The following is a 12405-nucleotide window of genomic DNA, read 5'->3' as shown; positions in this document are numbered from 1 at the left end:
TGTCTCTCGCTGCGGCCGTGGGCCTATTCATCTTACTGATTGCGGTTGTGAATTTCGTCAATCTGGTTACGGCACGATCACGTTCAAGATTAAAGGAAGTAGGTGTCAGAAAGGTAATGGGCAGCAACCGTTTTCAATTGATGTTACGGTTCATTTATGAGAATGGACTACTAATTTTGCTATCATCCGTACTATCTGTATTTGTTGTAAAAACTTTTGTTCAGCTTTTGAACAATAATTTGACCGTTCTTGATCTTCAGTTGGAATTTAAATGGGTACACATCTTTTTCATTTTCGTGGCCGCTTGCATAACTATTCTATTGGCTACCGTCTATCCTGCAATGGTGCTTTCGGCCTTTAAACCTGTTCAGGCCCTAAAGAATAAGGTCGAGGTGCAGAAAGGTACAAAATTCAGTACACGGAAATCATTGGTCACCTTCCAATTTGTGATGGTGCAACTCTTCGTCATTGCTGCCATCATTCTAGCGTTTCAGATGGACCATATAAAAAATAGTTCGTTAGGCTTTGAAAGGGAAGCGGTCGTTATAACGGAAGCGCCCGACCAAGAAAAGTTGGAAGTGTACCGGAACAAGCTTTTGACCGATGGAGGAATTTCCAAAGTATCCTTCGGCTCCGGCCCTCCAATGGCAGTCAACGGACTTCAATTGGGAACCACTCACCGATTGCCTGAACAGTTGGAAGAGGAATCCTTGGATACGGAAATGAAAATCGGAGATGTCAATTACTTGGATTTTTATAATCTGGAATTATTGGCAGGCCGTAACTTTTTGACCAACAAAGAAGAATTTGACGAATTCATCGTCAACGAGACATTTTTGAAATCTTACGGATGGAAGCCTGAGGAAGCTATTGGTGAAAAAATTCAGATCAACGAAGGCCAAGCTATCATTGTAGGCGTCGTAAAAGACTTTCATAACAATTCGTTACAGTATGAAATATCCCCATGTATCATTTTAAACTGGACCTATTTTCAAAATAATGCTTTCATAAAATTGGCCGATGCCAAGTATACTTCCTTGGCCAACATCGAAAAAAACTGGAAAGAAACCTTTGGCAATAGCATCTATAAACTCCAATTTTTGGACGATGCCATCGAAAGGGAGTATACCGTTGAAAATATGATTTTCATTGGTTTTGGTATTTTTTCGGTACTAGCCATTATAATAGGATGTTTGGGTCTTTTTGGATTGATGTCTTTTGTAGTCGCTCAAAAAAAGAAAGGAAATAGGAATACGAAAAGTGTTGGGCGCTTCACTTTTGGAGAATTTTTCCTTTTTCGTGAAGGAATATATCGGGCTGGTCGCTTTGGCATTTTTAATATCGTCTCCGATAGTGTATTATTTTATGAATCAATGGTTGCAAGGTTTTACGTATCGAATTGAACTTTCCGTATGGATGTTTTTAATGGGAGGTATTGTTACGTTCTTGATCGCGATGCTAACTTGTAGCTTTCAATCGATAAAAGCGGCAAGGGAAAATCCGATTTTTGCGCTTAGGGAAGAATGTATGCTTAATTAAAGAGAAATAATCAAACAGATTCCCGCTTGGGGAATGAAAAATAAAATGCTTAAACCATGCTAAAAAACTATCTAAAAATCGGGTGGAGAAATTTAATGAAAGACAAGACCTTTACCTTGTTAAATGTTATCGGTCTTTCGGTGGCCTTCGGTGTAGCTATATTATTATCGATGTCCGCTTTTTTTGAAATGTCGTATGACAATTTTCATGAAAATGGAGACCGAATCTACCAAGTATATTCAACCCAGCAAACAGCAAAGGGACCAGAAGCGGGAACAACCAAGCCGGCCCCATTTGCAGCTGCCCTACAGACCGAAGTGCCCGGGGTGGAAAAAATCACCCGTTTTCTTGAGCAAGAGGCTTTGACGACGTATGGCGAGAAAGAAATAAACCTTGATGCGGTATGGGTCGACAGTGATTTTTTTGATATGTTCTCTTTTCCAGTATTAAAAGGAAATAAGAACAATCCGTTGGAAGAGAAGTTGTCGGTGGTCGTTACTGAGGAAACTGCGAACAAACTTTTCGGCAGTGCCGAGGCCGTAGGTCAAACCGTCAATATTCTTATCGACGGAAAAGAAGAACCTCTTACAGTTGCCGCTGTAGTAGGAAATCATGATACTCAAAACAGCCTGGATTTCGAAATGGCGATTCGCTTTGAAAACCATGCGGGCTATGCCGAAAATATAGAAGCTTGGAATTCTTCATATCTTCAGGTTTTTGCGCAATTGCAAATCGGGGTTTCTGTCCAACAGTTTGAACAAAATACACGTTCTTTTGTTGACTTACACTACAAAGAGGGTATTGAAGACCTAAAACGTGACGGGGCTAGGGCGGACGCTGATGGTCGATATCTCCAAATAAAATTATTACCCATCAAAGACGTTCATTTTGCAAGTTTCAGAAATGGCTACGCTGAGGTGATTAGAATCGTTCCCTATCTAATATTGGGGGTCGCCTTTCTAATTTTGTTCATTGCTTGTGTAAACTTCATCAATATGAGTATTGCGAAAAGTGCGCAACGTCTTAGGGAAATAGGTATGCGAAAGACCTTAGGTGCACAGAAAAAGCATTTATTTTTTCAATTTTGGAGTGAAAGCCTCTTTGTGTTTTTAGCGTCGGTCGGAATCGGAATTCTTCTTAGTTCCTTATTGATCGATAATTTTAAAACAATGTTCCGTACCAATATTTCTTTGGATATGTTGACCTCACCTACCGCCGTTATAGTATTTTTAATTGCCGCATTTTTGATAACGCTGGTCGTGGGAGGCTATCCTGCATTGTTGTTAAGCCGTTTGGGGACTATTCAATCTTTAAAAGGAAAGCTGGAAAGCTCAGGAAGCAATCGTGTTCGCAATGTTTTGATGGTCTTTCAATTCGGGATTGCTATTTTGCTCATTAGTGGGACCTTGGTACTTTGGGGACAAGTAGATTATATGCGGAATAAAGATTTGGGATTCGATAAAGAACAAGTAATTTCCTTTCCCATAGATGGTAAAAAGAACCCTTATCAAGCGGTTCAGTTGCTGCGAGAAGAACTTACAGGGAATCCTGATATATTGGGTGTAACCGCTTCCGACAATAATCTGGGAAGGGGAAAAGATGGAAGCCAGTCCACGAGTATTTGGGGTTTCGATTACAAAGGTAGGGGTGTCCGTACCCATGGCTTAGTGGTCGATTACGATTACCTGGAGACTTTAGGTCTTGAACTTGTGCAAGGCCGGTCATTTAATAAGAATTACGCGGGTGACACCGAAAGCATAATCATCAATGAAAGTATGGCCAAGGAACTTGGCGAATCAGATCCCTTGACAGCCTTCCTTCCAATGAACGATAGCCTTCACTATCCAGTGATAGGTGTAGTAAAAGATTATAATTTTCAGGATATTTCAAAAGCCATAGAACCCCTAACTTTTTTCTTGGATAGGGATATGGGCCTGTCTTATGCATTCGTGAAGGTGGCACCAGTTAATATGGCGCGTTCTTTTGATGCCGTAGAAAATGCCTGGAAAAAAATAGAGCCTAATGCCGAATTTTTAGGATCATTTTTAGACGAGAATATCGATAATACCTTCCGAAAGGAAAAAACCATGGCAACCATGATAACTAGCGGTTCGATCATCGCGATAGCCCTGAGCTGTATAGGGTTGTTTGCCATGTCACTATTGATCGTGGCCCAACGCACTAAAGAAATCGGGGTGCGGAAAGTTTTGGGGGCGAGCGTTTCTTCGATTACCGTATTGTTGACCAAAGATTTTCTGAAATTGGTCTTGATCTCATTTCTGATCGCTACACCGATTGCTTGGTATTTTTTGAGACAATTCCTTGATATTTATGCCTATAGAATAGATCTAGGCCCATGGTTCTTTGCTGCCGCTGGTTTATTGGCAATGACCATAGCAATTTTAACCGTTGGGAGTAGAACTGTCAAAGCCGCCATGCAGAACCCGGTAAAGAGTTTGCGGACGGAGTAATAGTGAAATTAATATGCTAAAAAACTATCTAAAAGTAGCCTTGCGAAACATTTACAAGCACCGCATGTTTTCGCTTATCAATATTTTCGGGCTATCGATAAGCATGGCGACTTGTTTGCTGATCATACTGTTGGTATACGGGCAAAAAAAGGTCGATGATTTTCATGAAAAACAAGACCGGATCGTTCGTGTTTTAAGTATGGATGATGCGAGTTCGTGGGCCTCGACGCCTTTGCCACTCGCTTCGGCTTTGGTGCAAGAATATCCACATGTGGTTGAAGATGCCGTTCGGGTAAAATCCAGTTTTGTGGGTGGGGATGTGGTATATGGGGATCGTCGAATTCCGTTGGCAGGCCGTTATGTAGATGAAAATTTCTTCAAACTGTTCGACTTCCCATTGATTGGGGGAAACATTGAAAATGTGCTGGAAGCTCCTTTTTCCATAGTGCTCACAAAGGAATCCGCAGAAAAATTATTCGGGAGTGAAAACCCCATTGGCAAATCGGTAAAATTGAACGATATCGGATTGAATACGCTTGATATCGATTTGCTTCCGACCGAGAATGAGGAAACCCTACTTGGAGATTTTACGGTAACAGGTGTTGTCGATACCGCCTTGCCTTCACACATACAATTTGAATTTTTGGTTTCTATGGCGACGGTACCAGCTTTGATAAAACAGGGTAAAAGCGAAGCGGTTTTTGATGATTGGAACAGCTATTTTGATAGTTATCTCTATATACTGTTGAAAGAAGGTAAGACCGAAAAGGATCTGGCTCCTATACTTGCCGATATTTCAAAAGAAAGATATGCAGCCAATGAAGATATCAACATTTCTTTTGCAACTGAGCAACTCTCTGAAATAACGCCAGGGGCCATTCATCAGAATCCAATCAGTTTGAGAATGCCCATTGAGGCAATTTATTTTCTTTCGTTTTTGGGGTTGGTCGTGCTGTTTTCCGCCTGCTTTAATTATGTAAACCTTTCATTTGCACGATCTCTGACCCGCTCTAAAGAAATAGGTGTCAGAAAAACGATGGGCGCAGCACGATACCAAGTTTTTATTCAGTTTATCATTGAGTCCATTCTCATTTCACTGATATCTTTGGTGCTTGCCATTGGCATGCTTCAAATTTTGAGTGCCGTCTTTTTAGATCTTTGGATAAATCAGTTTCTGATCTTGGACCTAACTCCAGACGTTGTACTTTTCTTGCTGTTTGTAGGTTTCAGTATTTTGGTGGGATGTTTGGCCGGATTACTTCCCGCCTCATTTCTTTCCTCGTTCACACCTATTATAACCTTGCGAAATTCATCTGGGATAAAGCTTGGCAAAGGCAAACGTCTTTCACTAAAAAAGGGCTTGGTCCTCGCACAATTTTGTGCTTCCCTATTTTTTATCATTACAACACTTTTGATTTTCTCTCAATTGAATTACTTGCTCGATAAAGAATATGGTTTTGATGAAGGCCATATCATCAACGTGAAACTTCAGGGCATGGAATATGAGACTTTGGCCAATGAGTTCAAACAAAATCCGGCTGTTCAGAATATATCGGCCAGTACATTTATTCCCGGTACGGGAGGGTATAGTGGAAATACGCAGGTCAGTACTTCAAAAATGTCAAAGTCGGAATTAACGGCCAGCATCATAGGTGTCGACCAGAATTTTATTCCGAATTTAAAGCTGCAATTGTTGGCGGGCGATAACTTTCCGAGGTCCGTCCCAAAAAGTGAAGAAACTATGGTCGTTGTCAATGAAGCGGTTGCCAGATTATTGGGCTATGAAGAACCAAAAAATATTGTGGGAGAAACTATTTTAATTGGCGAGGATAAAAAAGCATTGCAAGTAATTGGCCTGACCGAAAACTTCATATTCGATTTGTTGACGGAGGCAGATAAAGACGAACCCCTGCTAATGCGCTATCTTCCTGCTGAATTTGCCTATATGAACGTGCGCTTTCATTCTGCATCGAATGTCAATGCGTTACTTTCGTTCATGGAAGAGAGATGGAAAAAGTTGGACAAAGTACATTCCTTTAAATACGACATTTATGAAGATGAACTGAAAGCGACCAATTCGATATTTACGGATATTATTTATATTCTAGGGTTTATCTCGTTTTTGGCCATTACAATTGCTTCACTCGGACTTTTAGGTGTGGCGGCCTTCACGGCTGAATCAAAGAAAAAGGAAATTGGAATTCGAAAAGTACACGGTGCAAAAATCCGGAATATTGCATTGTCACTATCCAATGGATATCTATGGTTATTTGTATTCGCCATTTTGATTACTGTCCCAGTGGCATATTTTGCGAATACGATTTGGCTGGAAGAATTTTCATATCATGTTGATTTTAGTATTTGGATAATACTAATAGGAATAGGGATTATGTTCATAATTGGCTCAAGTACGGTCTTATCACAAACCTTTCGGGCGGCCATAGCCAATCCTGTGGAGAGCCTATGGGATGAATAACAACACTAATTATAAAAAAACAAAACATGTTATTACAATTAAACAACATTTTCAAATGGGTACAACAAGGCGGGCAACGGGTCTTCCTTTTAAAGGACATCAATCTTGAAGTCGAAGAAGGAGAATTTATTTCCGTAATGGGACCGTCTGGTTCAGGAAAATCGACCTTGCTCAATGTCATCGGCATGCTCGATAATTTTGATGAAGGGGAATACAGTTTTTTGGACGAACCCGTACACCAATTAAAAGAAAAACATCGAGCCAATCTTTACAAACAATATATAGGTTTCGTTTTTCAAGCATACCACTTGATAGATGAACTGACAGTTTATGAAAACTTAGAGATGCCCCTTTTGTATAAAAAGATGAGCGGTTCTGAGCGAAAGGCTATGGTCGCCGATATGTTGGATCGTTTTAGTATTGTTGGGAAAAAGGATCTATTTCCGACACAATTGAGTGGTGGTCAACAACAATTGGTAGGCGTTGCCCGTGCCTTGATCGGCAAACCTAAGCTGATTCTGGCCGATGAGCCGACAGGAAACCTAAACTCCAAGCAAGGAGATGAAATCATGGAATTGTTCAAGCAATTGAACGATGAAGGCGTAACCATAATTCAAGTGACCCATTCAGAGACCAACGCCAAGTACGGCAAACGTATCATTAATTTGTTGGATGGGCGAATGGTTTAAACACACATGTAAAGGTTCGAAATATCCTAAAATCCCCTAATTTTTAAAAAATTAGGGGATTTTGGCAAATGGACAATTCCGACCAACTATTTCAAGTGATAACACTTAATACCCCTCCGGATGAAGCTCATCAAACGCGGTCGCTTCCTGAAACGCTTTAGCCAATAATAAAATACTCGCTTCGTCGTAGAGATTGCCAACCAATGTCATACTGGTAGGGTGCTTTTCGTCATCCAAACCTGTTGGCACCGAAATAACAGGGTGTCCCGTAAGGTTGGTAATCAACAACTGCTTATTGCCGAAAGTCGGGGAAATAATCACATCAAAGTCTTTTATCACATCGTGCATTTGTTCGATGAGTACTTGTCGATGCCTGTTGGCCTGAATATATTCGACCGCGGGAATAAAACGGGATTGCCGTAACGAATTGGCCCGTGATTTTTGGTCTTGCTCAACCATGGAATCAACAGCTCCCGACCGCACCAAATCATCAAAAAAAGCACCTGCCTCGGCACGAAGAATAATGTCGAAACTTTTAAACGGGATCGCAGTAGGAAGTTCTATTTCCGTGAGGTCGACCCCGATGTTCTTAAAAGTCTCGACCGCCTTTTTCAGATTCTCCTTGTGTTCGGTAGTATCCTTTTCAATATCTTCCTTCAGATAGGCGACGCGCAGCGATTTGAAATCTTTTTTCGGGTCGAAGCCAAAGTCGAGGTTTGTAGTAGTTTGGTCTTTTGGGTCTTCCCCTAAAATGATGCTATACACGATGGCACAATCCTCCACCGTCCGGGCCATAGGGCCTACTTTGTCCATCGACCAGCTCAAAGGCATAACGCCATGCCGACTGACCCTCCCGTAGGTTGGGCGCAATCCGGTAATACCGTTTTTAGTGCTCGGGGAAGTAATCGAACCCAAGGTTTCCGTTCCCAATGCAAAAGGTACAAGCCCTGCCGAAGTCGCCGACCCAGATCCCGCTGATGAACCACTCGCTCCTTCTTCCACATCCCACGGGTTTTTGGTTTTTCCTCCGAACCAGACATCGCCTCTTGCCAAAGATCCCGAGACCAATTTCGCAATAAGAACGCCTCCTGCTGTTTGCAATTTTTCAACGACCGTTGCCGTTACCGCAAGTTCTTGATTTTTATAAGGTTCTGCTCCCCAAGTTGTTTTATAACCCTCAACTGCCATCAGATCCTTTACGCCGTAGGGTATTCCGTGCAAGATGCCCCGGTACTTGCCATTGGCCAATTCTTGATCCATTTTTTTGGCCTGTTTCAATGCCAATTCTTCTGTGATGGTAATGGTCGATTGCAACACCGAATCATATTTTTTGATACGTTCAATGAAAAATTCGGTCAGTTCCAAAGAAGTGATTTTTTTATTTTTTATCAAGGATGCCAATTGGGTAATGGTATAAAAGGCAAGTGCGGAAGTTTGTTTCGGTAACTCCACATCCGAAGGGACTTCCCAAACGGGAAAATCGTCCTGGATCCGAGGAACAAAATTTCTGGGCAACGGATCAAACCGTACCGCTGGAAAAACTTCGTTATCCAAAGGATATTTTCGCAACGAATCGAAACCCGCTCGATTTTCCTGTAAATACGGATATAGGGTATCCATATTATTTTTGGAAAACTCAATACCGATCAATTTTTCGGCACCTTTTACATCTTCTTTTGAGAAACTGTTTTTTTCTTTTTTACAGGCTCCTGTCAAAAAAATGACAATACTAAAAAGTAAAAGAGCCCATATTTTCCTTTTGGGACTATGCATTGATCTCAAGTTTTGATTGGTTAGGCCGAATGTACGTTTTTGTGATTGTTCCATCAAAGTTTTCTCTATCATGCCATATTCATTTTCAATGCAATAGCTTCCCCGTCTCAGGGCGAAGTCCTATCTTTGTTGTTTAGAATGAGTATACATAATGAAGCTAGAAAAAAAGGAAGTTTTAAGGGCATTAGAACATATTACCGTCCCCGGCGAAGGCCAGAACATGGTCGAAAGTGGGGCTGTTAAAAATGTAATGATTTTCGGCGATGAAGTCGAAATCGATATTACGATCAACAATCCAAGTCTTCAGGCCCGTAAAAAGACCGAGGTGGAAATCTTGAAGATTATCCATCGGGAAGTGTATGAAAAGGCAAAGATCAAGATAAACATCAAAGTGGATGCGCCTGCAAAGGCCAAAGTCAATGAAATCAAAGGGAAACCCATCCCGGGAATCCAAAATATCATTGCCGTAGCTTCTGGCAAAGGAGGTGTTGGAAAATCCACTGTAACGGCGAATCTAGCGGTTACCTTGGCGAAAATGGGCTTTAAAGTTGGACTTTTGGATGCCGATATCTACGGCCCCTCGATGCCCATTATGTTCGATGTGGCCAACGAAAAACCTTTGGCGGTCAATGTCAACGGAAAGTCGAAAATGAAACCCGTCGAGAGTTACGGAGTCAAAATGCTCTCGATCGGATTTTTTACCCAGCCCAATCAGGCGGTTATCTGGAGAGGTCCCATGGCCTCCAAAGCTTTGAACCAGATGATTTTCGATGCCCATTGGGGCGAACTCGATTTTATGTTGTTGGATTTACCTCCAGGAACAGGCGATATTCATTTGAGCATTATGCAGGCGATGCCCGTTACGGGAGCGGTCATCGTAAGTACACCGCAAGAAGTGGCCTTGGCCGATGCCAAAAAAGGGGTAGCGATGTTTCAACAAGAATCCATAAATGTGCCCGTTTTGGGCATTGTTGAGAATATGGCGTATTTTACTCCAGCCGAACTTCCGGAGAACAAATATTATATCTTTGGTAAAGAAGGGGCCAAGCATTTGGCCGAAGATTTAAAAGTTCCCTTTTTAGGAGAAATTCCGTTAGTTCAAAGCATCCGTGAAGCCGGAGATATCGGAAGGCCCGCTGCCATGCAAACGGCTACTCCTGTTGAAACCGCTTTTGAAGAGCTGACCAAAAACGTAGTTCAAGAAGTTGTACGACGTAACAAAGACCTACCGCCTACTGAGGCTATCAAAATAACAACAATGGCAGGATGCGCTGCCGTTAAAAAGAAGTAGTTATGGTAACAATGACTTCCGAAGAACTAAGATTGAACGTAGAAAAGGCCTTGGACGAAATCCGACCTTTTCTGCAAAGTGATGGGGGCGATATTTCGCTCGTTTCCATTGATAATGAAAATTCTGTCAAGGTCAAGTTAGAAGGTGCTTGTGTCGGATGTACCGTCAACCAAATGACCCTAAAGAGTGGGGTGGAAATGACAATTAAAAAATACGCCCCGCAAATCGAAGAAGTCGTGAACATAGGGTAGACCTATCTGATAAAAGTCATAAATTTTGATTTTTTGTTGTAATAGCTTTGCCTAGATTTCAAACCGATATTTTAATGATTAAAACAGATATACTGATCATAGGTGCGGGCCCAACGGGGCTTTTTGCCGTTTTTGAGGCCGGACTCCTGCAATTGAAATGCCATTTGATAGATGCACTGCCGCAAGCTGGTGGCCAATGTTCCGAGATATATCCCAAAAAGCCCATTTATGATATTCCTGGTTTTCCCGAAGTTTTGGCGGGCGAATTGGTCGATAACTTAATGGAACAAATCAAACCCTTTCAACCCGGATTTACTTTGGGCGAACGTGCCGAAACCATCGAGAAATTGGAAGATGGTTCGTTTATCGTGACCACCAACAAAGGCACAAAACACAATGCCCCCATTGTTGCCATCGCAGGCGGATTGGGAAGTTTTGAGCCGCGTAAACCCTTGCTCGTGAGTATTGTTGATTTTGAGGATAATGGCGTGAACTATTTCATCAAAGACCCCGAAGTATATCGCGATAAGAAAGTGGTCATTGCCGGAGGCGGGGATTCCGCTTTGGACTGGAGTATCTTTTTGGCGGATGTAGCTGCTGAGGTTACTTTGGTACACCGTAGAAATGAATTTCGTGGCGCTTTGGATTCCGTGGAAAAAGTACAACACTTAAAGAACGAAGGAAAAATCAATCTGATTACTCCCGCTGAAATAGTTGCATTAAAAGGGAAGGACAAACTGGAAGCAGTCCTCATCCGAAAAACAACGAGTGCAGTAGAAGATATCACTTTGGAAGTCGATAATTTCATTCCCCTCTTCGGACTTTCCCCAAAACTCGGCCCAATTGCCGATTGGGGACTCGAAATAGAAAAAAATGCCATCAAAGTCGATAATACCTTAGATTATCAAACCAATATTCCCGGTATTTATGCCATCGGCGATGTCAACACTTATCCTGGAAAATTGAAGTTGATCTTATGTGGTTTCCACGAAGCAACGCTCATGTGCCAAAGTGCCTATCAGCGTATTTTCCCGGACAAAAAATACGTTTTGAAATATACGACAGTAGGTGGGATCAATGGTTTTGATGGCAGTAAAAAAGAAGCACCGAAGGCGGTGGTAAAGGCTATTGATTAAAGGAAAAAGGAACTAGGGGCAAGTGTAATGTATGGCTGTAAAAAAATTTGAAGAATTGCTTGTTTGGCAAAAATCACAAGACTTTGCGGTATCCATTTACAAAGATTTTTCTACCCTAAAAGATTATTCCTTTAAAGATCAAATTACCCGTGCCTCGGTTTCTATCTCGAATAATATTGCCGAAGGTTTTGATAGAAGAACAAATCCCGATTTTATAAGATTTTTGTATATCGCCATCAGTTCAAATAGTGAAGTGAGGTCAATGTTATATTTGTCTGAAAGATTGGGGTACCTTTCCTCGGTTTAAATAAAAGAACTAATCGAAAGATCGAATGAAATTTCTAGGATGCTTTATGGACTAATAAAATCAATGAACTAATACTAGTTCCCTAACCACTAACTCCTAACCACTAGTTTAATGGATATCAAAATAAAAATAACCGACCGCGTAGGTGTTACTCACGAAGTGGATGCCCCGACCGACATGAACATGAACCTCATGGAAGTGGTTCGCTCCTATGAACTTGCTCCCGAAGGAACAATCGGTGTCTGTGGTGGTATGGCTATGTGTGCCTCATGTCAGTGTTATGTAAAATCAGAACACGAACTCCCTGAAAAGTCGGATGAAGAAGAAGCGATGTTATCGGAAGCTTTTTATGTCGAGGACAATAGTCGCTTAGGCTGCCAAATTAGAATGACCGAAGATTTGGATGGTTTGGAAGTGGAATTGGCGCCAGAGAGTTGAACTTAGCTGTCATTGCGAGAAGCCGATAAAAAGT

10 protein-coding genes and 1 pseudogene are annotated in these 12405 nt (G+C 41.7%); 10 read left to right on the top strand and 1 reads right to left on the bottom strand.

Going from position 1 to position 12405, the window contains the following annotated elements:
• Window positions 1-17: 17 nt before the first annotated feature.
• From N8A86_RS21970 to N8A86_RS06055, 5 genes and pseudogenes are all read left to right on the top strand, one after another.
• Window positions 18-341 (top strand): annotated as a pseudogene (locus tag N8A86_RS21970) (ABC transporter permease); the annotation flags it as partial.
• A gap of 919 nt (window positions 342-1260) precedes the next feature.
• Complete coding sequence (locus tag N8A86_RS21965; RefSeq protein ID WP_430682183.1) at window positions 1261-1539, top strand: ABC transporter permease; 279 nt, start codon at window positions 1261-1263, stop codon at window positions 1537-1539.
• Between the two features lie 56 nt (window positions 1540-1595).
• Entirely contained in the window at window positions 1596-4010 is a 2415-nt protein-coding gene (locus N8A86_RS06065) for an ABC transporter permease (protein WP_273568237.1), read from the top strand.
• Window positions 4011-4023: 13 nt separating this feature from the next.
• Window positions 4024-6486: an ABC transporter permease gene (locus N8A86_RS06060; protein ID WP_273568236.1), complete on the top strand. Its 2463-nt coding sequence runs from the start codon at window positions 4024-4026 to the stop codon at window positions 6484-6486.
• Between the two features lie 26 nt (window positions 6487-6512).
• Window positions 6513-7175: an ABC transporter ATP-binding protein gene (locus N8A86_RS06055; protein WP_273568235.1), complete on the top strand. Its 663-nt coding sequence runs from the start codon at window positions 6513-6515 to the stop codon at window positions 7173-7175.
• Window positions 7176-7280: 105 nt separating this feature from the next.
• On the opposite strand, the gene N8A86_RS06050 is transcribed toward N8A86_RS06055, so the two are convergent.
• Window positions 7281-8948, bottom strand: coding sequence for an amidase (locus N8A86_RS06050; protein WP_273568234.1), 1668 nt, complete (start codon window positions 8946-8948; stop codon window positions 7281-7283).
• 151 nt (window positions 8949-9099) lie between these two features.
• On the opposite strand from N8A86_RS06050, the gene N8A86_RS06045 reads away from it, so the two are divergent.
• From N8A86_RS06045 to N8A86_RS06025, 5 genes are all read left to right on the top strand, one after another.
• On the top strand, window positions 9100-10239 hold the full coding sequence (locus tag N8A86_RS06045) for an Mrp/NBP35 family ATP-binding protein (RefSeq protein WP_273568233.1): 1140 nt from the start codon (window positions 9100-9102) through the stop codon (window positions 10237-10239).
• Window positions 10240-10250: 11 nt separating this feature from the next.
• The gene (locus N8A86_RS06040) at window positions 10251-10490 is read left to right on the top strand and encodes a NifU family protein (protein ID WP_273569035.1); all 240 of its coding nucleotides are present in this window, start codon (window positions 10251-10253) and stop codon (window positions 10488-10490) included.
• Window positions 10491-10564: 74 nt separating this feature from the next.
• Window positions 10565-11626, top strand: coding sequence for an NAD(P)/FAD-dependent oxidoreductase (locus N8A86_RS06035; protein WP_273568232.1), 1062 nt, complete (start codon window positions 10565-10567; stop codon window positions 11624-11626).
• Window positions 11627-11657: 31 nt separating this feature from the next.
• Entirely contained in the window at window positions 11658-11933 is a 276-nt protein-coding gene (locus N8A86_RS06030; protein WP_273568231.1) for a four helix bundle protein, read from the top strand.
• Window positions 11934-12044: 111 nt separating this feature from the next.
• On the top strand, window positions 12045-12371 hold the full coding sequence (locus N8A86_RS06025; protein WP_273568230.1) for a 2Fe-2S iron-sulfur cluster-binding protein: 327 nt from the start codon (window positions 12045-12047) through the stop codon (window positions 12369-12371).
• Window positions 12372-12405: the final 34 nt, after the last annotated feature.

Origin of the sequence: Maribacter halichondriae, assembly GCF_027474825.1 — a bacterium.
Classification (GTDB): Bacteria; Bacteroidota; Bacteroidia; order Flavobacteriales; family Flavobacteriaceae; genus Meishania; species Meishania halichondriae.
Note: the sequence above shows the minus strand (reverse complement) of the source record. Positions and strands in the feature narration are given on the sequence as shown.

What these genes read in the sequence shown, in the direction of transcription:
- N8A86_RS06065 (WP_273568237.1), top strand. Translation starts at nt 1,596, where the DNA reads ATGCTAAAAAACTATCTAAAAATCGGGTGGAGAAATTTAATGAAAGAC.
- N8A86_RS06060 (WP_273568236.1), top strand. Translation starts at nt 4,024, where the DNA reads ATGCTAAAAAACTATCTAAAAGTAGCCTTGCGAAACATTTACAAGCAC.
- N8A86_RS06055 (WP_273568235.1), top strand. Translation starts at nt 6,513, where the DNA reads ATGTTATTACAATTAAACAACATTTTCAAATGGGTACAACAAGGCGGG.
- N8A86_RS06050 (WP_273568234.1), bottom strand. Translation starts at nt 8,948, where the DNA reads ATGCATAGTCCCAAAAGGAAAATATGGGCTCTTTTACTTTTTAGTATT.
- N8A86_RS06045 (WP_273568233.1), top strand. Translation starts at nt 9,100, where the DNA reads ATGAAGCTAGAAAAAAAGGAAGTTTTAAGGGCATTAGAACATATTACC.
- N8A86_RS06040 (WP_273569035.1), top strand. Translation starts at nt 10,251, where the DNA reads ATGACTTCCGAAGAACTAAGATTGAACGTAGAAAAGGCCTTGGACGAA.
- N8A86_RS06035 (WP_273568232.1), top strand. Translation starts at nt 10,565, where the DNA reads ATGATTAAAACAGATATACTGATCATAGGTGCGGGCCCAACGGGGCTT.
- N8A86_RS06030 (WP_273568231.1), top strand. Translation starts at nt 11,658, where the DNA reads ATGGCTGTAAAAAAATTTGAAGAATTGCTTGTTTGGCAAAAATCACAA.
- N8A86_RS06025 (WP_273568230.1), top strand. Translation starts at nt 12,045, where the DNA reads ATGGATATCAAAATAAAAATAACCGACCGCGTAGGTGTTACTCACGAA.